This is a genomic window from Gracilinema caldarium DSM 7334, assembly GCF_000219725.1.
Classification (GTDB): domain Bacteria; phylum Spirochaetota; class Spirochaetia; order Treponematales; family Breznakiellaceae; genus Gracilinema; species Gracilinema caldarium.
Window position 1 is genome coordinate 2079856 of record NC_015732.1, and the last position, 20164, is coordinate 2100019.

Consider the following 20164-nt stretch of genomic DNA (forward strand, 5'->3'; position numbering starts at 1 on the left):
CTGGCATTATGGAACTGGACGCAACCGATTGGAATATCATCAGCATATTACAGGCGGGCTATGAAAACAACAACACCATAGCCCGTAAACTTGGCCTCTCGGAGGGTACCATACGAGCCCGTATTAAGCGGCTCCGGGAAGCCAATGTTATGCAGATCCGGGCTCTTATTAACCCTGAAGTTTTGGATAATAAACAACTTGCCCTGATAGCCATGCGAGTTGCCGAGTCCCGGCTTCTGGAAACAAAAGCCGAAGAAGTGGCCCGTCTGCCCAATGTACTGTCGGTTTCCATCGCATCGGGACGTTATGACCTGATTGCGGAGGTGCTGGTGGATTCCAACCGGGGCCTGGTCCGCTTTCTGACGGAAGAACTTTCCGGTGTGGAAGGAGTCATCAGTTCTGAAAGTTTTTTAATGCTGAAAAGCTATAACAAGTTTGTCTAGCAGATTGATGAATGCCCACAGGCAATTCATCAACCTGTTACAGCTCTCGTTTTTCCCGCATCCGGATAAAGAGGGGTACTGCAATTCCTGAAAAGGCTAATACTGCTCCAGTTGCAATAAAAACAGAGGCATATCCAAAACTAATTGCCAGAGCTGAACCGATAGCGGGACCCAGGGCGCCCCCTGCAGAAGCTACAGAACTGCGCAGGCCATACATGCTTCCCTGTTTTTCCCGGGGGGTTTTTACCGCAATGAGGGCATTTACCGAAGGCATATTGCCGCCGATGAAAAAACTGCTCATCAACCTGAAGAAAAGAAGCTGACCCACCGAACGAACAAAGGCTTGCGGTATAGTAAAAAGGGCCGCGCCGCCCATGCAAAACACCAAGGTTCGCCGATACCCAAAGCGGTAGCTGATTTTTCCAATCAGGACTGCTGCTATGGAAGAGCTGATAGCCCCTGCGGCGATGACAAGCCCGGTGTCCGATGCAAGCCGGCTGGATGCGCTGGAGATGGTTTGTAAAAAGAGGGGCAAAAAGGGAGCAGTGATACTTCCTGCGATCTGGTCTGCGGCTACAATTGCTAAAAGCGTCCAGAGGGCTTTACTGTTTTTCCCTTTAAGGGATGAAAAATCGGGAATAAGGCTTTTGGTAAAAGTTTTGCGTTCCAGCGGAGGAGTAAAATCGTCGGAGGCAAAAAAGCTCACAATGAGTCCCCCCAGGAGGAGCAGCAGTGAGGTGGCAAAGAAATTCCAGCGGTGACCGAAGTTGTCAGATATTAAACCGCCAAAGAGGGGACCCAGAGAATTACCGAGAAATATAGCCATCTGCAACAGCCCTAGGGAATAGCCTCGTTCCTCTTCGGGAGATACGGAAGCTACCAGGACTGTTGCAGCACCAACGGTTCCGGTCAGCATGCCCTGGACTGTTCTGAGCACCAATAGCTGTCTGGGGTCAGTTACAAGGCCCTGGAGCAAGAGAATCACCGCGCCGCCGAACATGGCGCGCAAAAGCATGGGTTTTCGGCCATACTGATCCGCGAGACTTCCCCAGATAGGCGCCATAACCATCATGCTTACAGCAGGAAGGGATTGAAGCAGTCCCGTATACAGTTTCACCGATTGGGGGTCCGTAATTCCAAGATCGGCGAGAAAAAAGGGAATAATCGGTGTAGAGGTTCCAAAACCTGCTATAGCCAGAACCTCGCCAACCCAGACTGAGTAGAGTGTTTTTTTCCAGTTCGTATTAAGCCTCGATTATTTTAAAATCAATGCCTGCCAGATTTGTAAGAGGGGCAGGACGATACATACTATAATAAATACTATTTCTAGTACAAGGGTACGCCGCTCAGCCGAATCAGTTTTAACCATTTCATAGACTGAAGACAGCACATCGAGCCGCCGCTCTACGGATCGGCTCCAACCCTCAGTATTAAAAATTTCACAGAGCCGGGTATAAATCTGACCTAGGAAATAATCACCGATAATTTTAGAAGAATTTTCCAGATTCTCGAGTATAAAAAGCGCTTCGAACCGTAGGGCCTGGATACGGGCAAACTTTCGCTGAGGAGTCCTGCCCCGGAGCTTAATCCTGCCACTGGACTTTTTGTTCTTTTCTATACCATATACAGTAAGATCCCGTTCTGCCTCATCGAGCCGTACGTCCAGGAGCCGGTCCAGGGCACGAAGTTCCAGAAGCCGGTAATTGGCATGCTCCATAATAAGAAGAATATCTTCATAATCCTGGTGATGATCAAAAATAAGACAATGATCCATATCAAAAATAGCAAGGTCATCGGGCCGGTAGGAAAAGGGCTGAGCCAATGCAGCCTGGATCTGGGACTCATGCAGTGCATCTTCGGCAATTTCACCGATGAGCAGTGATGCACATTGCTGCCTGTTATGCTCTATGAATTGGGTTGGCGGCTCAGGGTAATCCAGAAAACAGTAGGCCAGATAATGCTCTTCCTGCAGGGTCGATCGTTCCGTCGGATCGATAATGGCATCTCCAATAGCATCCAGGAGTCTGCCAAAAAGCCGATTTGCAAAATCTTCGAAACTATAGACATAACCCTGGCTTTTTATAAGTGGTGAATGGGAAAGGGGACCTAGCTCATCCAGGGTGAAACGCCCCTTCCCCCGCAGGAGGATCGTGACAGCCCCATCATTATAAACCTTGGCTGATGGATACACCCGACCAAGACCTTCAGCTTCGACATCCTCAAAGGCAAACCATATGGGCTGAGGCAGAGCAAGGGATGTAGGGGTATCCTTGCGCAATGGTAAAGGACTGCCCATTTTTTTACCCGCTAGACGGGCATACAGCACAGGACTTTCTAATTTTTTAACATCAATAGCCTTACCCACATCCTTAATGGAGAGATAAACTAGCTCAGTAAGCAGGGTCGGACCTTCAGCTTCACTCATAGTTTTATTATAGCATAGTTGGGCCTTGACCGATACCGACCAGCCCCGTAGATTAAATGTCATGAAACTGCTGCACCTGGCGGATCTGCACCTAGGCCGCCTCTTTCATGAACAATCCCTTATCGAAGACCAGCATTATGTGCTGAATCAGGTTCTCGATATCCTTGGGGCGGACCAGTATCGAGCCCTCATCCTGGCCGGGGATATCTATGACCGGTCTATCCCGTCGGTAGAGGCGGTTAGTCTTTTCGGATCCTTTCTGAATATGCTGCACAGCCGCTTCCCGGATCTGGCAGTTTGTATGATAGCGGGGAACCATGACTCGCCGGATCGGCTTGCCTTTGGGCGCGAGCTCTTTCAGTCCATGAATATCCATATTGTCTCAGATCCGAATCTTGCCTTTAACCCAATCCTGCTCGATGATGGACAGGAACGCTGTGCGATATTCCTGCTTCCCTTTCTGTATCCGGGATCATTGGAGCGGACAAGAACTGATACGGAAGCACATCAGAAAGACGCCCCGACTGCAGAAGGCCAAGAGGCAGAACCACGGGGACTGCGTACCCAAAAGGAACTGGTTGCCGAAGCAAGTATGCGGCTCGAATCAGCGAGGCGTGCTTTGGAAAACCAGGGAATTCACCAGTCAGTTTTAGTGGCCCACCTCTTTACTCAGGGCGGCACAGAAAGTGAATCGGAGCGACTTTTTATCGGGACTGCCGAACAGGTTGATGTATCGCAGTTCGCTGGTTTTAGCTATGTAGCCCTGGGGCATCTGCACCGCTGCCAGAAGGTAAGATCTCAAGAGAACGCTTGGTACGCAGGAAGCCCATTAGCCTACAGCTTTGGCGAAGCGGACCAGGAAAAGGTATGCCTTTCGGTGGAATTAACAGGAAATCCAGCTACAGAAAATCCAGCTACCGTACGCGTTACGCCCATACCACTACAGCCGCTGCATCCGGTTCGCCGGATTGAGGCTTCTTTTACGGAGCTCATGCAAGCACCTGTCAATACAGAACTTGCGAAGTCATATCTTGAAGTGGAACTCACCGATGAACACCTGGTAGAGAATGTCCAACGGATTCTAGAACACCGGTACCCCCTGATTCTTTCAGTCAAACAGAACAGGGGCTTCCGGACACTGCTCACGGAACGGGCTGCGATGCAGGGAGCCCTGCCGCAGGGGCTTGGCGCTGGAACTGAACGCCGCCGCAGCACCCTTGATGACTTTAAAGCCTTTGAGGAAACCCTTTATGGCTCTGTAGACCAGGGTAAACTGAACCTCTTTACCACCCTTTTGGAGCAATGCAGACATGAGACCCTGTAAACTCCGCATGTTGAACATCGGCCCCTTCGCAGGGCTGACCGAAATAGACTTTACCCAACTGGACGATATTTTTCTTATTTCAGGAAAAACCGGTTCGGGTAAAACCACCATCTTTGATGCGATCTGCTTTGCCCTCTATGGGAAATTACCCGGAAATCGTAAAAACCTGGAGACAAAAATTCGATCAGACTTTGCAGGCCTCGATGAGGACTGCTGGGTAGAGCTTGAATTTTCCCTGGGAAACCGGATTTACCTGGTACAACGGAGCCCCAAAATGGAACGGCTTAAAAAGCGGGGTACCGGCACCACAACGGAGGAAGAAAATGCAGTGCTGTACCGGATTACCGAATCCGGTGAGAAACAGAGTCTTTCTGCACGAAAAAGCGAGGCCGATGAAAAAATCATCCAACTGCTCGGACTTTCAGCAGAGGAATTCGCAAAGATAGTACTCCTCCCTCAGGGTGAGTTCGCTCAGTTTCTCCAGCAGAATTCCCAGGCTCGACGGGAAGTGTTGCGGAAACTGTTTCCGGTCGATGAAGCCGCAGCGATCCGTGAATTGGCAATGGATAAAAAAAAGGAAGCCGAAGTCCAACTTAAGACCGCCCGGCAAGCCCTGGAAGAAGCTTCGAGCCGCTATAACGAGGCTGCATATGAGCGGGAAACCCAGCAAATTCAGAAAACTCTCACGGAACTGGACCAAAAAGACCGCGAACTAGTGGATCGAATCAAAACATTAAGCGAACAACTCAGCAGGGCTCAACAGACAGCAGACCTGCACAAGCGGCTCGAAGCCATCGTCCAGGAAAAGCTACTTCTTGAATCAAAAAAGCCAGAAATAGACCGGATAATCAAGGCCCTCGAGCGAAACCTTCGGGCCAAACCAGCCCAGGAACTGGTATTTCAGGAACGTGAACTAGAACAACAGGGAAAACACCTCAAGGAAGAAGCGGAACAGGCTAAAACCCAGGTCGAGACAGCCATCAATCAATATGAAGCATTAGAACGTAAAAAAACTGAGATTGAAGCGCTTACCCAGGAAGCTGCCGGTTTAAGGGAACAGAAAGGCGCTCTTACTCAGGCAACAGAAGAAGAACAACGGCTCATGCAGTTTACAAACCGGCTTGTGGGGCTCCGTTCAGAAATTACTGCGGCAGAACAAACCCTGCCGGCCCTTCGCAATGAAATTACCCAGCTCATGGTCCGACGGGATACCTGTGAACAGGCTTCAGGGGAAGAACGGGCCCTGCAGGAACAGAAGAGCCTCAGCCTGGCTGTTATGGAACAGCTGAGAAATCTCCTGCAGGTAGCCCAAAGCTGGGGACAAAAAAAACCGGAAGTGGAAAAAGCCCGGGAAGCATTGCAAGATCTTGAAACCGAACTCAGCCGGATCGAAAGCAGACTTCCCAGCCTGGCATCTGAACTGAGCCAGAAAGAAGAACTAAAGAAACGGCGGGATCAGGAGATCATAGCCGCCCGGCTGGCCGCTACCCTGCACGAAGGGGATCCATGCCCTGTCTGTGGTTCGTCCCACCACCCCCTGCCAGCCCGCGCTCCAGCTCCCTTAGACTATCTGGATATCGAACTGGAAACCCTGAAAAGGGAACAGCAGACACTCCAGGATCGGAGAACCGAAGTCCGCACCGAACTGCGCAACAAAGGGCTGAACATCGAAATCCAGGCTCGGGATCTTGAAGTGCTTGCAAAGCGCTACCAGGAACTGTGCACTACCCTGCAAACACTGTTGACACAGCATCAGCATCAACCCTTTATGGTACGAAGTACCGCAAACATACAAAGCATACCGACCGTAGCTGAGGTTCAGGAAGATATACGGAACAACTCCACCATAGCCGAATCAATTGAACGAGCCCTCCAGCAGGCCCGCAAGGAAAGCATTGCTCTCCCCCAGATCAACCGATCCTTACAGGAAAAGCAACAGCAGGAGGTAAGCCTCTCAACAAAACTGGAACAGAATCGGAAACAGGAAACGGAACTGATCCACCAGATTGATGAACTGAAAGGCCGCCTGCAACAGTTCCTGGATAAGTGGAAAACCGATACCATCGGTTTAGCCCTGAACCGCCTTACAAGCCGCCTCGAAACCATAGACAAGGACCTTGCTGCCTATGAACAACGGAAACAACAGCTGTACATAGCACGGGCTCAGGCACTGCAACGACAGGAAGAAACTGCAAAGCGATGGCATGCCTATGAAGAGGCACTGCTTCGCAACCAACAGGCACTTGCTGCAAAGGCGGAACAGCTTTCCTTTGCAAGTCCTGAGGACCTCAAACAAGCCCTGCTTACACCGGAACAAGAAGCAGACTATACCGCCACAGAACGAGCCTGGAACGATGCGTATATGCGGCTCCAGCACCAGGAAGAGGAGACCCGCAGGACCCTGGAACAACTGCGCCGAGAAGGAGCAACCGACAGGGCCGGAAACACGGTGGAACATCTTAAGACTCAGCTATCTGACATTGAACAGGAACGACAACAGATCGATGCAACGAGGCAGATGTTGCAAGGCAAATACCATATCCTGGAACAGGACCGACAGCGTTACCAGGAAGCTCTGGAAAAATTCAACAGCCTTAATAAAACATGGGACGCCTATCGTGCTCTGGCGGATGACTTAAGCGGCAACAACCCCAAACGATGGCCCTTCGATTCTTGGCTCCTGAGCCTGTACCTGCAGGAAGTAACCGCCTATGCCAATCGCCGGCTTGAGCGGATGAGTGAAGGCCGCTACTCGATTATTCTGAACCCGGAAGGCGATAGCAGCCGAGCCATGGCAGGACTCGATCTGGCGGTCTTTGATGCATATACCGGCAAGACCCGCCCCTGCGCGACCCTTTCGGGGGGTGAAACCTTTATGGCATCCATAAGCCTTGCCCTTGGACTGGCCGATTCCATCCAGTCCCGCTCTGGGGCAGTACGGCTGGATGCAGTATTTATAGACGAAGGATTTGGCAGTTTAGATGAAGTGAGCCTCGATCGGGCCTTGACCATACTGGATGAAATCCGGGATCACCGTATGGTGGGGCTCATATCCCATGTGGGAGAGATGAAAAACCGGATTCCCAGCAAGATTGAAGTACAAAAAACTAATCAGGGGTCTCAAATTTTGAATTTTTATTGTTCCTAACCTATAATCTTAGTATGCATAAAGTACACTCCCAAGGGATTATCCATGCAACCCGTACACTATTTTTAAGTACCTTTGGGCTAACTCTATTGCTCTTTATTTTAGCAATAGTAAGTACTGGACAGTTTTTCCGCCTCGAAAAGAAAGCAGCTCAACAAGCAAAGGAACGGGTTCTAACAATTCTTGAATATCAGTTTGATCAAATTGCGTCAATAACTGCCGATTACAGCCAATGGGATGATACTTGGAATTTTATGAATGGTTCCAATCCCGAATTCTCTTCCATCAATTTTACTGATGAATCCATACAAAATTTAGGATTCAATTTTGTAGGAATTTACACACTAAAAGGAAAACTCTATTTTTCGTTTTTTGCTGATCAAGCGCGACCATTAGCTATTCCCGATGAGCTCCCAACCCCATTACAAAAAGATTGTCATGGATTGTTAATCATCGATGAAAGTCCTTATCTGGTAGCTATCAAGACTATTGTAAAAAGCAACCTATCAGGGCCACCGGCAGGGTATTTTGTTTTCGGCAAAATACTTGATACAGAACTCGAGGCTGTTATTTCCAAATTATCAGGGACAAAGGTCAATTTGTACAAGGCAGAAAATTCAGATGTGGTACCACAAATAACATTCAGTTCGACCGCTATAACTATAATAGCTTCTATACCTGTCTTGCTCTCTGATAAACCCTTACTTGCTTCAATTACCATATCTCGAGACTTATTTTGGAATGGCTTCCGTTCATTAACTTTATTTTTTATTCTTGCCCTTTTGTTAAGTTCTGTAATATTTGTTAATTATGGATCATCACGTCGTCTTCTTGTCTTTGAAAAAAATACTGCGGCATTCCTGGAACAAGAAATTCAGGAACGAACCGAAAGTCTTCGTGCAGCTAATACAATTCTACTTAATTATAAAAAAATTCTTGATAACACCAGTGAAGGCATTCTTATTACAGATCTACACGGCCGTATTCTGGAAACAAATCCTGCCATATATGAAATGACTGGTTTTTCTGAAGAAGAGCTTATAGGACAGTACCCTTCTTTATTTGCATCGGGCATGCACCCACCTGAATATTATAGAGCACTCTGGAATGCTATTATCGATCATGGCAAGTGGGAAGGAGAAATCTGGAATAGAAAAAAAGATGGAACCCTTTTACCTTTTTGGCTCAGCATTAATACACTTAAGAATTTAGAAGGGAAGCCTTGTAAATATGTAGCTTTTTATATTGATATTACTCAACTGAAACAGACTCAGGAAAAACTCAACAATCTAGCATTCTATGACTCACTTACAGGACTGCCAAACCGGGCCCTTTTCATGGATAGGCTCGACCAGGTATTAAGCCGAGCGCAACGGGATAAAAATCGGTTTGCATTGCTTTACATGGATCTTGATCATTTTAAGGATGTAAACGATGGCTTTGGCCACCAGGCAGGAGATGAACTACTCATCCTTACAGCCCATCGGATAAAATCCCAGGTGCGGGAAGCCGATACAGTGTGTCGGCTTGGAGGAGATGAATTTGTCATAATTTTAGAAGAGGTACATAAAAGTATCGATACAGCTCTGGTTGCAAAAAAAATAATCAGTGCCCTTCGGGAACCTTTTTTTATTAAAGATAGGGAAATATATATTGGATCAAGTATTGGTATTGCCCTCTATCCCTACGATGGTGCAACCATCCAAGAACTAGTAAAAAATGCCGATGCGGCCATGTATGATGCAAAGGAACAGGGCCGTGGGCAATACCGATTCGCCTCAGGAGCTTCTGGCATTTCAAGCAGACAGCGGATCGAAGTAGAAACCACAATCAGGAAAGCAATTGATGAAAACCGGCTCGTGCTCTACTATCAACCACAGGTTTCATCGGGTAGTGCTGAAGCAGGAAAGTTCAACGGGATTATCGGAGCTGAAGCACTCATTCGAATTAAAACTGTAAATGATGAAATTATTCCTCCAAGCCAATTCATAGATGTGGCAGAGGAAACAGGGCTTATCATTCCCCTCGGGGGCTGGGCGCTTATTCAGGCATGCAAGGATGCAAAAGAGTGGAAGCAAGCAGGAAAGCCGATTCAGGTCTCAGTAAATGTATCCCAAAGGCAATTTGAACGGGGACATATCATTAAACAAACCGAAGAAGCTCTAAGGGTTAGCGATTTGGATCCACAGCTCTTAAAGCTGGAAGTAACGGAATCACTTTTTATCCGGGATGCTCAACGGGTTTCAGACATCATGAATGACCTGAAGAAGCTCGGAGTGTGCTTTGCTATAGATGATTTTGGGACAGGCTACTCATCCCTGCGCTATCTAGATGCACTACCAATTGACAGCCTTAAAATCGATAAATCCTTTGTGGACCATCTACAGAATGATGTGCCTCCATTCTCGGCAGACCGTTTAGATAAATCGATACAGCAGAACGGCACCATCGCTCTGGCGGTAGTTTCCATGGCCCGGTCCTTTGGACTGGTCTCTGTCGCAGAAGGGGTAGAAACTATAGAACAACTCGAAGCTCTGAAACGTCGGGGTTGTGATGTCATTCAGGGCTATTTAATCAGTAAACCATTACCATCGGATTTGTTCAGAGACTTTCTGTTTCATGAATATAAGCAGTTTCAAACTGACGTCATCGAACATTCAGAAAAAGATGACGAAGAAGCAATAGAAGAACTTCAAAGTATCTGATAGGGTTGTAATGTACCCATCTGACTTTTTTAATCCTAATAAAACGCTTGTAGAGCACTGTATTTTGGAGTACCATAGGTTACATTCTTGTTGGAGGAGCCTATGGCCATAGATTTTGCCCATGCTGCCCTGCTCATCATAGATGTCCAGAACGACTTCTGCCCGTCCTATCGGACGAAAGACGGTACGCTCTCACAACCGGGAGCCCTTGCAGTCCCTGGAGGTAATGAGATTATTCCAATCATTAATCATCTAGCCAGCAAATTCGATAAGCATCACGCACCAATCGTAGCAACTCAGGATTGGCACCCCCAAGGACATTGTTCCTTTGCATCAAGCCCTGCAACTGCAGGAGGCGAACAGGGCATGTGGCCCGATCATTGCGTGCAGGGGAGCTGGGGAGCGGAACTGCATTCTGAACTTAATCAGAATCCTATTAGATTGATGATCCGTAAGGGTTTTAGGTCCTACCTGGATTCCTATTCAGCCTTTTTTGAAAATGACCATATCACACCCACAGGCCTCGAAGGTTACCTGAAGAACCTTGAGATCACCAGCCTCTACCTGACAGGACTGGCTACCGATTATTGTGTTAAATACAGTGCCCTCGATGCTCGACGTATTGGCTTTACTGTTTCGGTGATATCCGAAGCAGTCCGAGGTGTGGATTATCCCGCAGATTCAATACAGCAAGCTATGAAAGAGATGAAAAACGCAGGGGTTGCTTTCATCACTTTGAATGAACTGAGTTTTTAGAATTTCCTATAAAAAAGGAGTGAGCTCCATGCAGGAAACAGGCTTTTGCCCTCAATCAGCCCTTTTTACAGACTTTTACGAACTCACTATGGCCCAGGGATACTGGAAACGGGGCATGAACCACCGGGCTGTGTTTGACATGTTTTTCCGCCGCCAGCCCTTTAATGGCGGTTTTTCCGTTTTTGCAGGGCTAGAGACCTTTTTAGATAAACTAGCTTCATTTCGCTTTTCTGCCGAAGATCTGGAATACCTCGAGAGTCTTTCCTATTTTGATAAGGATTTTCTTGAATATCTGCGCCATTTTCGGTTTTCCGGCGATGTCTGGGCGATGGATGAGGGCACCATTGTATTTCCCCAAGAACCCCTTATACGTATCGATGCAAACCTTATCGAAGCCCAAATTATCGAGGGCATGTTACTCAACACCATTAATTTTCAAAGCCTGATTGCAACAAAGACCGCCCGGGTTTACCTGGCTTCGGGCAAGGGAACTATCATGGAATTCGGCCTTCGCCGCGCCCAGGGCCCGGATGGAGCCATGTCTGCTTCCCGGGCGGCCTATATCGGCGGGGCAAGCGGCACATCCAATGTCCTTGCAGGAAAGACCTTTGGTATCCCCGTTATGGGAACCATGGCCCATTCCTGGATCATGTCCTTTCCTTCTGAAGAAGAAGCCTTTGAAGCCTATGCAGACACCTATCCAGATAGAACCGTCTTTTTAATTGATACCTATGACACCCTGGACAGCGGTATTAAAAATGCCATAAAAGTTGGGAAAAAACTGGCTGCCCAGGGGAAAAAATTCGGCGTTCGCCTCGATTCAGGAGATATTCACTATCTATCGGTAGAGGTCCGTAAAGCCCTCGATGCGGCGGGTCTGAAACAGGCAACCATTGCGGTTTCCAACGATCTGGATGAATCAATTATTCAGACCCTGACCGCTGCCAAGGCCCCCATAGACAGCTGGGGTGTGGGTACCAATATGGTTACCGGTGGCACTGAAGCGGCTTTTACCGGAGTGTATAAACTGGCAGCCCGGGAAATTGTCGGTGGAGAACTTCAGCCTACCATTAAATTTTCGGACAATCCTGAAAAAACAACCAATCCTGGGGTTAAACAAGTATGGCGATTATACAGCTCTGATGGAATGGCCGATGCAGATGTGATGACTTTAGATCAGAAACTTGTCCACGATCCTGGGGCTACAACCGATATTATTAGAAAAGGCATAGAACAGGCCTTCTGGCATCCTGCGGCAGACTACCGTCATTTCCATTACACACCCCAAGGCGATATAGAGCAGTTATTAAAACCTCGTATGAAAAAGGGAAACCTAGTAACAGACCATCCAACCCTTAAATCGATTCAACAACGGGTACGCCTTGGATTGGACCACTTTGATGGTAGTTATAAGCGGATTCTCAATCCTCACATTTATAAAGTTTCCATTTCGGAACAATTACGGAATTTAAAATTACATCTTATTCAGGAATATCTGGGAGAATAATGATGAAACAGCAAACTAGCTATGTTACTGAGGCCTTCCTTGAAGGAAGAACCCTCGTATATGGCCACCGGGGAAGCCGGGCCTATGCACCGATGAATACGATACCAGCCTTTGAGCTGGCGATTCAACAGGGAGCCCAGGGTATAGAACTGGATGTACAACTCTCTGCTGACCGGGAACTGGTCATCATTCATGATTTTACCGTCGATGGTACAACCGATGGGACAGGGGCCGTCAAGGACCTGCTCTTTGCGGAACTGCGGGAACTGAATGCGGCCGCCCAATTTTCCCCGATGGCGGAACCTTTGAATGGTCATATCCCCCACTACCCCTTCACCATGATTCCCACACTGGAAGAAGTATTTTCTCTCGTTAAGGAAGGGGCGCCCCTGGATTTTATTATCAATATCGAAATAAAAGCGCCCTATTGCAGGGAAAATGGTAGGGATGAAGCAGAAAACGATAATGGAATTGAAGCCCTTGTAGCCAATTGTATCGATCGCTATGAAATGGACCGTAATGTCATTATATCTTCTTTTAATCCCCCGACATTGCAGCGGTTCAAGGCTATAAAACCGGCCATACCCGTAGGCTTCCTGGTAGAAGAAGCAAGCCCGGCTTACACAACAGGACTCATAGCTCAATTGCTTCCGGAATCTTCTGGAACTAGAGGCCATGAAGCCTGGCATCCACGATTTTCCATGGTGACGACCGAAGCTATTGCACAAGAACGGCAGGAGGGACGGATGACCCAGGTTTGGACCGTGAACGATGCAACAGTAGCCCACCAGTTGAGAGACTGGGGAGCCATCGGCTTTATCACCGATATGCCGGATCGGATACTCGCAGCTCTGAATTAACAGGATACTGACCGAGCTTTAACCACTTCTTTATAAAGAAACATCAGAATGAGATAACCAAGAAAAAATGATTTTCCTTGCGAATTTTCCTAATCGGGCGTAAGCTTAATTTTGCAGATACCAGAGGGAGCTAGGGCTCTTAAAAAGATCCGTTACAATAAAGGAGTGGTGTATGAAAAAGATGTACCTTGTTGCGGTACTCGCAGGGCTGGCAAGCACCCTGTTTGCCCAGACAACGATCGAGTTCTGGCATGCTATGGGTGGAAAAAACGGGGAAATCACCGCCCAGATCTGTGACATGTTCAATAAAAGCCAGAGCGAATATGTAGTGACTCCCGTTTATAAGGGTAGCTACGCAGATACCATGAATGCGGGTATTGCCGCGTTCCGGTCCGGGACTCCGCCAGCCATTTTACAGGTCTATGAAGTCGGAACCGCCACAATGATGAGCGCCAAAGGGGCTATAAAACCGGTCTATCAGCTCATGAAAGAACAAAAAGAGCCCTTTGATCCAAAGGCATATATACCGACCATAACAAGCTACTATTCAACCTCTAAGGGTGAAATGCTTTCCATGCCCTTTAACTCCTCCACCGCGGTTATGTATTACAACAAGGATGCCTTCCGGAAAGCCGGGCTCGATCCTGACAAACCACCAAAGACCTGGCCTGAATTCTTTGATGTAGCCCGAAAGCTGAAAGCCGCTGGGTATGAAGCTGGGTTCAGTACAAACTGGGTAGGCTGGGTACATGTTGAAAATTTCTCTGCATGGCATAATGTGCCCATGGGAACCAAATCGAATGGGTTTGACGGATTGGATACTCAATTGGTATTCAATAGCCCGCTTCATGTAAAGCATTTCGAAAATTTAGTTCAAATGGCCAAAGAAGGGGTATTTAAATATGGCGGACGTGAAAACAAAGCAAACTCCCTGTTCACGTCCGGCACGGTTCCCCTCCATTTTGAATCCATCGGCGGCTATGGATCGATGAAGGCAACTTGCAAGTTTGACTTTGGTGTGGCCATGCTGCCCTACTACCCCGATGTAAAAGGAGCTCCCCAGAACTCTATTATCGGCGGTGCCAGCCTCTGGGTCATGACCCAGAAGGACCAGAAGGTGTACAAGGCCGTAGCCAAGTTCTTCAGTTTCCTTTCCAAACCTGAAACCCAGGCTTTCTGGCATCAGCAGACTGGATACCTGCCCATTACCACTGCGGCTTATGAACTTACGAAGAAGCAGGGCTATTATAATGACAATCCCGGTCCGGAAGTAGCCATTAAACAGCTTTTGAATAAAGCCCCAACTCAAAACACCATGGGGCTTCGCTTCGGTTTTATGCCACAAATTAGAACTATTGTGGATGAACAGTTTGAAGCCATGCTGGATGGTAAAGTGTCCGCAAAGGATGGACTGGATACAATGGTTAAGCTGGGCAATGAGAAACTTCGTGAATTTGAACGGATGAATAAATAAAACTTACGAGACTTTACAGAAGAGAGGCTGCAGGCAAAAGGCTTGCAGCCTTTCGGTGTTATTAAGGATTTACCATGACCAAGCAATATGCCTTTCACAATAAGACCCTTCCCTATGTTCTTGTGTTCCCCCAAATGATCATTGTGGTCATCTTTTTTTTCTGGCCAGCCTTTATGGCCCTGTATCAGTCACTTTTTATACAGGATGCGTTCGGAATTTCTTTAGTTTTTGTGGGCCTCGAAAATTACATCAAGCTATTTCAGAATCCCCAGTACTTGGATTCTCTGGTACTCTCCTTTAAGTTTGCCATACTGGTTGCCTTTTCTGCCCTTTCCATTTCTCTATTCCTGGCAGTACAAGCAAATAAACATATTTGGGGAAAAACCTTTTATACCACCATGCTGGTGTGGCCCTATGCGGTATCCACCATGGTAGCCGGTGTTTTATGGATGTTCCTTTTTAACCCTACGGTCGGTATCGTATCGTATCAGTTAAAAAAAATGGGGATCGATTGGAACTATCTGGTGAAAAGCGGCCAGGCCCTCTTTCTGGTAACCCTGGCTTCGACCTGGAAGCAGATCTCTTATAATTTTGTCTTTTTTCTTGCAGGACTGCAAAATGTTCCCCTCTCCCTTATAGAAGCAGCCGCCATAGACGGGGGCGGCCCCTTTACCCGTTTTTGGCGGGTCATCTTTCCCCTTCTTTCACCAACCACCTTTTATTTATTAGTGATGAATTTGGTCTATGCCTTCTTTGAAACCTTCCCGATTATTCACCAGGTAACCTCCGGGGGGCCAAACCAGGCTACAAACATACTGGTCTATAAGGTATATAAGGATGGGGTCATCAATCTGGATCTGGGAAGCTCCGCCGCCCAATCGGTAATTTTAATGCTCATCGTCATAATTCTGAGTGCCCTCCAGTTCCGCTTTGTGGAACGGAAAGTGGAATACTAGGAGACCATCATGGTAGATAGATCCCTATTTCGCCGAGCCTTTCCCCACCTTATATTAATCCTCGCCATTTTTATCATTGTATTTCCCATCTGGATCGTCTTTGCCGGATCGACCCAGCGTCTTGCAGATATTCTGGATGCCCCCATGTCTGTGTTACCCGGGGACCAGTTTGCCGTAAATTACGGAAGAGCTTTTTTTGAAGGCGCTAAAAACCTGGGGGCGAACGCGGCCACAATGGTAAAAAACTCTACAATCATGGCCCTGGGTATTTCGTTAGGTAAAATTATTATTTCCCTCATGGCAGCCTTTGCTATTGTTTATTTTGATTTTGCCCTGAAGGATTTTATTTTCTGGACTATTTTTATCACCCTTATGCTCCCCGTAGAAGTCCGAATTATGCCAACCTATAAGGTCATTTCGGATTTGGGAATGCTGAACAGTTACTGGGGGCTCATTCTACCCATGACCGTGTCGGCCACGGCGGTGTTCCTTTTCCGGCAGTTCTTTAAATCAGTTCCCCGGGAAATTGCCGAAGCGGCAGCTATAGACGGGGCTTCTGCAATGAACTTTTTCAGACACATTCTTGTTCCCATAACAAGAACGCCGATTGCTTCCATGTTTGTCATTCAGTTCATTTATGGATGGAACCAATATCTGTGGCCCCTGCTTATCACAACAAAAGAAAAGTACTATACCCTGCTTATAGGTATTAACCGTATGCTGGCGGTCGGAGATGCCCAGGCAGAATGGCAGATTATTTTGGCTACCACCATGCTGGCCTTGATACCGCCGGTTATTGTGGTGGTGGCGATGCAAAAACAATTTGTCAGCGGCATGACCGAAACCGAAAAATAGGATGTATTGAATAGGCCTATGGACCTTCGATTATTTATTGCCCTGGAATTACCCGAATCATTTTTACAAGAACTGGAACAGGACCTGGCGGGCCTAAAAAAGGCCCACCAGGAGTTTCGCTGGACCAGCAGAGAAAACCAGCACCTTACCCTGGCTTTTTTAGGCACCGTGCCTGAAGCGGGGGTTCCCGATATACTTTCTGCCTTGGAAAAAACAATAGAACTCTGGCAAAAGGGCCAGTCCTATAGTTCAGGCATCCCGGTCAGTGCCCAGGGTATTTATACCTTCCCGCCCCGTAAGCCCGCATCGGTATTGGCTGTAGGCCTCGGTGACGGAAAGGATGGGGTGACCAGTCTCGCCGCGGCACTGGAACAGGAACTCTTAGCAATAAAAGAACAAGCCCACATCACTGAGTATGAACCATCCCGCCGGCCCTTTACTCCCCATATTACCGTAGCTCGCGCAGGCCGCAGTCCCATCCATCTTGAACCTGCGGAGCGCCAAATTCCCCTGCAGGCCCGAGGGGAAATATCCTATGTAACTCTTTTTTCATCCGTATTACAGCGGGGCGGACCTGTCTATACGGTGCAGGGACGGTTCAGCCTCCTTACATGAGGGGCCCGATTTTTCACCCTTGCCTTGCCAGAGCACCCTATTTACTGCATAATGCCCAGCATCAATACTAAGGAGTATGAGATGAAACGGATTATTTCTGTATCCCTCACCGTTCTGGCAATTGTTGCCCTGAGCCTGACTAGCTGCAGCAAGGCTACAAAGAACGATGGTTCCGGCAAGGACACATCGCTTCAGACTATCAAGTCTAGGGGCAAACTGGTCCTCGGGCTGGACGACGCCTTCCCGCCCATGGGATACCGCAATGAAAATAATGAAATTGTCGGCTATGATATCGACCTGGCAAAAGAAGTGGCAAAACGGCTCGGTGTAGAGCTGGTGCTTCAGCCCATCGACTGGAATGCCAAGGAGCAGGAGCTTAACACCGGAAAAATTGATTGTATCTGGAACGGCTTTACCATCACCGAAGAACGGGCTAAAAACATGGCCTTTACCAAGCCCTACCTTAAAAATGCCCAGGTTTTAGTGGTTAAAAAGTCTGCACCCTACCAGACCCTGGCAGACCTGAAGGGCAAAACCATCGGACTGCAAGCCGGTTCCTCTGCGGCAGAAGCCTTGAATAGCGCCGCCGATTTTAAAGCAAGCCTAAAAAATGTGGTTGAGTTTAAGGATAATCTGACTGCCCTCATGGACCTGGAGATCGGCGGAGTAGACGCGGTCATTATGGACCTGATTGTAGCCAACGATAACATTAAACGGGCCGGCAAGGATTATCGGGTTCTCGCTGAATCCCTGTCTGCGGAGGACTATGGGGTTGGTTTCCGCAAAAACGACCTGGCGTTGCGGGATGCAGTGCAGACAAGCCTGGAAGCCATGGCTCAGGATGGGACCCTCGCCAACATCACCACCCAGTGGTTCGGCTCCGATATTTCTGTAGTCGGTAAATAACACGAAACGCATATCCAAGGCTGTTTGGACAACGAGATTAAGGGGTCAAACAGCCTTATTTATTTTGATGAGGTGGCAGGCGGATGCGGCAAATTCTTGGTCAGATGCTTTCGGGAACCATGGTTTCCCTTTCGGTATTTTTTCTTACCCTACTCTTTTCAATCCCCCTGGCTCTGCCGGTTGCCCTCGCCCGCCGCTCTAAATCGAAACTACTCCGCGCACCGGTCAGCCTCTATGTCCTAGTGATGCGGGGAACCCCGCTGATACTCCAGCTTATCTTTGTCTATTTTGCGCCCTATTATCTTTTTGGCATTTCCTATGACCGCTTTACCGCGGTCATTATCGCCTTTGCAGTAAACTATGCCGCCTATTTTGCAGAAATTTACCGCGGTGGCATCGATGCAATCCCTAAAGGCCAGTGGGAAGCCGCCAAGGTATTGGGACTCACCAGAACACAAACACTTTTTAAAATCATTCTGCCCCAGGTAGTCCGGCGAATTCTTCCCGCCATGGGAAATGAGGTCATCACCTTGGTAAAAGACACAGCTTTAGCCCAGACGATAGGGGTGGCAGAATTATTCCGGGTCGCCCAGAATGCATCGGCCCGCCAGTTTTCTACACTACCCATTTTCATTGCGGGAGTGTTCTATTTTGTGATGAACTGGATTGTAACCGTTGCTTTCGAGGCCGCAGAAAAAAGGCTTGGCTATTATAAAATACAATAAGGGCTGTTAAGTAAGGGACCAGCATCCCTTGCTTACTCTATGCCAGATAATCTTCCTTTATATTAGAAAGACTTTTCAGCATGAGCCGTTTGGCATCCACCGAACCTGCAGTGAGTACATCTAAACGGCGTTGATATTCCTTCCGTTCTCCATCATCACCATAACCGCAGCTGCAGGTAATCTGGAGCCATCCCATTTCCCGGGCAAAACCTCGGATGGTTTCTTCGCTTACCAGCACCAGGGGCCGGATAATTTCTACGGGGTATTTATCATACTTTAGCCGGGGCGGCATGGTAGCCAGTTCGCCCTTTTTTGTCATATTCATGAGCAGGGTCGCCAGGACATCATCCAGATGATGTCCCAGAGCTATTTTGTTAAATCCATGGGCCATAGCATACCGTAAAAGTTCAGTCCGCCGTTGGGTGGAACACCAATAACAGCTCATCCGCTGGCCGGGTTTAAGGCGCTCCACAATTGGCACCTCCATGGTATAAAGCGGTATGCCCCATTCCTCGTACAGTGCGGCCAAGCGCTGGGCCGCCGCCCCTGGCATACCACCCCCCGGCACGTCACTGGCAATTCGCAATGCTTCTATTTCAAAGGCCGGGGCGTTCCACTTTTTGCGGCGGCCCAGCGCCCAGGCTAAGGTGGTAGAATCCTTGCCACCGGAAGCACCGAGTAAAATCCTGTCCCCCGCTTCCAACAGGCGGTAATCGAGGACAGCCTTGGCTATCAGTTTTTCGATATGAGTCAGGGCCATAAGAGAAAGCGGACCTCCTGGGCAACTTCCCGATGCAGGGCTTCCAGACTTTCTGGAGCACCATAACGAATATAAAAATGCATCTTTGAATGGAAGATATATACCATAATGTCCGCAATAAGTCGACGCTTTTCCTGAGTAAATCTCTCAAGTTTTTCTAATTCTGTAAGAAGCAACGCATAAGCGGGATGAAAAAAGTGATGCCCGTCTCGTTTAATAAAGTAACGAAAATCTATTTCTGTTGAAAGAAATGGCTCATATCGGTTAGGGTTCCTACCATTATATTCAATCATTAAGAAAGCCAAAGCTAATATTCGGTCTTCTATTGATTTATGTTTAGTTATTCTTTTTTCGAAAGGAATTACTAAATCTGCAGGAAAAGGGCTGTAAGCATGACCTGGTTCATAGGGTAACCAAAAACGAAAATTCGGGAATTGCCCAGCAAGAACAGCATTAAGATTGTCTGCGACCCATTGAGCGCATTCTTTTGCAAGCTCTTCCACCGCTTCACAAATAAGAGCATTCTGGTTTTCAAAATAGTTATAAATACTTGCATAGGAATAAGCAGCCCGCTCCCCTACTTTCTTGCTAGTTACTGCCGAAACACCTTCGGTAACAATAATGTCCTTTGCCGCATCCAGAAAATATCGCCGGATCCGTTCTTTATGAATATCCTTATAACCCATGAGTATAGTATATATTTTG

General features: G+C 47.8%; 16 protein-coding genes and 1 pseudogene. 13 read left to right on the forward strand and 4 right to left on the reverse strand.

All coding sequences use genetic code 11. The features are described 5' to 3' along the window. Positions 1-8 precede the first annotated feature (8 nt). Positions 9-443: an Lrp/AsnC family transcriptional regulator gene (locus tag SPICA_RS09585; protein ID WP_013969310.1), complete on the forward strand. Its 435-nt coding sequence runs from the start codon at positions 9-11 to the stop codon at positions 441-443. Between the two features lie 37 nt (positions 444-480). Here SPICA_RS09585 and SPICA_RS09590 read toward each other — a convergent pair. Further along, positions 481-1644: pseudogene (locus SPICA_RS09590) on the reverse strand (MFS transporter); the annotation flags it as partial. Positions 1645-1698: 54 nt separating this feature from the next. After that, on the reverse strand, positions 1699-2868 hold the full coding sequence (locus tag SPICA_RS09595) for a hypothetical protein (RefSeq protein ID WP_013969312.1): 1170 nt from the start codon (positions 2866-2868) through the stop codon (positions 1699-1701). Positions 2869-2929: 61 nt separating this feature from the next. Here SPICA_RS09595 and SPICA_RS09600 point away from each other — a divergent pair, with 61 nt between their 5' ends. The 12 genes from SPICA_RS09600 to SPICA_RS09660 all read left to right on the forward strand — a co-directional run bounded on the left by SPICA_RS09600 (position 2930) and on the right by SPICA_RS09660 (position 18699). Beyond that, on the forward strand, positions 2930-4192 hold the full coding sequence (locus SPICA_RS09600) for an exonuclease SbcCD subunit D (protein WP_013969313.1): 1263 nt from the start codon (positions 2930-2932) through the stop codon (positions 4190-4192). Further along, positions 4179-7340, forward strand: a complete 3162-nt coding sequence (locus tag SPICA_RS09605) for an AAA family ATPase (RefSeq protein WP_013969314.1) — start codon at positions 4179-4181, stop codon at positions 7338-7340. Before SPICA_RS09600 ends, SPICA_RS09605 begins: the two co-directional genes overlap by 14 nt. Before the next feature lie 14 nt (positions 7341-7354). Next, the gene (locus SPICA_RS14895) at positions 7355-10045 is read left to right on the forward strand and encodes a bifunctional diguanylate cyclase/phosphodiesterase (protein WP_013969315.1); all 2691 of its coding nucleotides are present in this window, start codon (positions 7355-7357) and stop codon (positions 10043-10045) included. Positions 10046-10147: 102 nt separating this feature from the next. Beyond that, entirely contained in the window at positions 10148-10801 is a 654-nt protein-coding gene (gene pncA, locus SPICA_RS09615; RefSeq protein ID WP_013969316.1) for a bifunctional nicotinamidase/pyrazinamidase, read from the forward strand. A 28-nt stretch (positions 10802-10829) separates the two neighbouring features. After that, a complete protein-coding gene (locus SPICA_RS09620) occupies positions 10830-12308 on the forward strand; it encodes a nicotinate phosphoribosyltransferase (RefSeq protein ID WP_013969317.1) in 1479 nt (492 codons plus the stop codon). Next, on the forward strand, positions 12308-13168 hold the full coding sequence (locus tag SPICA_RS14900) for a glycerophosphodiester phosphodiesterase (RefSeq protein WP_083819891.1): 861 nt from the start codon (positions 12308-12310) through the stop codon (positions 13166-13168). The genes SPICA_RS09620 and SPICA_RS14900 overlap by 1 nt, the downstream gene beginning before the upstream one ends. Before the next feature lie 172 nt (positions 13169-13340). Continuing rightward, on the forward strand, positions 13341-14642 hold the full coding sequence (gene ugpB / locus SPICA_RS09630) for a sn-glycerol-3-phosphate ABC transporter substrate-binding protein UgpB (protein WP_013969319.1): 1302 nt from the start codon (positions 13341-13343) through the stop codon (positions 14640-14642). Between the two features lie 74 nt (positions 14643-14716). Next, complete coding sequence (gene ugpA, locus SPICA_RS09635) at positions 14717-15598, forward strand: sn-glycerol-3-phosphate ABC transporter permease UgpA (protein WP_013969320.1); 882 nt, start codon at positions 14717-14719, stop codon at positions 15596-15598. 9 nt (positions 15599-15607) lie between these two features. Continuing rightward, the gene (gene ugpE, locus SPICA_RS09640) at positions 15608-16453 is read left to right on the forward strand and encodes a sn-glycerol-3-phosphate ABC transporter permease UgpE (protein WP_013969321.1); all 846 of its coding nucleotides are present in this window, start codon (positions 15608-15610) and stop codon (positions 16451-16453) included. Positions 16454-16471: 18 nt separating this feature from the next. Then, on the forward strand, positions 16472-17068 hold the full coding sequence (gene thpR / locus SPICA_RS14905; RefSeq protein WP_013969322.1) for an RNA 2',3'-cyclic phosphodiesterase: 597 nt from the start codon (positions 16472-16474) through the stop codon (positions 17066-17068). An 81-nt stretch (positions 17069-17149) separates the two neighbouring features. Then, positions 17150-17974 (forward strand): amino acid ABC transporter substrate-binding protein, encoded by an 825-nt coding sequence (locus SPICA_RS09655; RefSeq protein ID WP_013969323.1) that lies wholly within the window; start codon positions 17150-17152, stop codon positions 17972-17974. A gap of 83 nt (positions 17975-18057) precedes the next feature. Next, a complete protein-coding gene (locus SPICA_RS09660; RefSeq protein WP_013969324.1) occupies positions 18058-18699 on the forward strand; it encodes an amino acid ABC transporter permease in 642 nt (213 codons plus the stop codon). 37 nt (positions 18700-18736) lie between these two features. Here SPICA_RS09660 and SPICA_RS09665 read toward each other — a convergent pair whose 3' ends face one another. Further along, on the reverse strand, positions 18737-19459 hold the full coding sequence (locus SPICA_RS09665; RefSeq protein ID WP_013969325.1) for a tRNA 2-thiocytidine biosynthesis TtcA family protein: 723 nt from the start codon (positions 19457-19459) through the stop codon (positions 18737-18739). Beyond that, positions 19450-20145, reverse strand: coding sequence for a TetR family transcriptional regulator (locus SPICA_RS14910; protein ID WP_169311870.1), 696 nt, complete (start codon positions 20143-20145; stop codon positions 19450-19452). The genes SPICA_RS09665 and SPICA_RS14910 overlap by 10 nt, the downstream gene beginning before the upstream one ends. Positions 20146-20164 lie beyond the last annotated feature (19 nt).

What these genes read in the sequence shown, in the direction of transcription:
- SPICA_RS09585 (WP_013969310.1), top strand. Translation starts at nt 9, where the DNA reads ATGGAACTGGACGCAACCGATTGGAATATCATCAGCATATTACAGGCG.
- SPICA_RS09595 (WP_013969312.1), bottom strand. Translation starts at nt 2,868, where the DNA reads ATGAGTGAAGCTGAAGGTCCGACCCTGCTTACTGAGCTAGTTTATCTC.
- SPICA_RS09600 (WP_013969313.1), top strand. Translation starts at nt 2,930, where the DNA reads ATGAAACTGCTGCACCTGGCGGATCTGCACCTAGGCCGCCTCTTTCAT.
- SPICA_RS09605 (WP_013969314.1), top strand. Translation starts at nt 4,179, where the DNA reads ATGAGACCCTGTAAACTCCGCATGTTGAACATCGGCCCCTTCGCAGGG.
- SPICA_RS14895 (WP_013969315.1), top strand. Translation starts at nt 7,355, where the DNA reads ATGCATAAAGTACACTCCCAAGGGATTATCCATGCAACCCGTACACTA.
- pncA (WP_013969316.1), top strand. Translation starts at nt 10,148, where the DNA reads ATGGCCATAGATTTTGCCCATGCTGCCCTGCTCATCATAGATGTCCAG.
- SPICA_RS09620 (WP_013969317.1), top strand. Translation starts at nt 10,830, where the DNA reads ATGCAGGAAACAGGCTTTTGCCCTCAATCAGCCCTTTTTACAGACTTT.
- SPICA_RS14900 (WP_083819891.1), top strand. Translation starts at nt 12,308, where the DNA reads ATGATGAAACAGCAAACTAGCTATGTTACTGAGGCCTTCCTTGAAGGA.
- ugpB (WP_013969319.1), top strand. Translation starts at nt 13,341, where the DNA reads ATGAAAAAGATGTACCTTGTTGCGGTACTCGCAGGGCTGGCAAGCACC.
- ugpA (WP_013969320.1), top strand. Translation starts at nt 14,717, where the DNA reads ATGACCAAGCAATATGCCTTTCACAATAAGACCCTTCCCTATGTTCTT.
- ugpE (WP_013969321.1), top strand. Translation starts at nt 15,608, where the DNA reads ATGGTAGATAGATCCCTATTTCGCCGAGCCTTTCCCCACCTTATATTA.
- thpR (WP_013969322.1), top strand. Translation starts at nt 16,472, where the DNA reads ATGGACCTTCGATTATTTATTGCCCTGGAATTACCCGAATCATTTTTA.
- SPICA_RS09655 (WP_013969323.1), top strand. Translation starts at nt 17,150, where the DNA reads ATGAAACGGATTATTTCTGTATCCCTCACCGTTCTGGCAATTGTTGCC.
- SPICA_RS09660 (WP_013969324.1), top strand. Translation starts at nt 18,058, where the DNA reads ATGCGGCAAATTCTTGGTCAGATGCTTTCGGGAACCATGGTTTCCCTT.
- SPICA_RS09665 (WP_013969325.1), bottom strand. Translation starts at nt 19,459, where the DNA reads ATGGCCCTGACTCATATCGAAAAACTGATAGCCAAGGCTGTCCTCGAT.
- SPICA_RS14910 (WP_169311870.1), bottom strand. Translation starts at nt 20,145, where the DNA reads ATGGGTTATAAGGATATTCATAAAGAACGGATCCGGCGATATTTTCTG.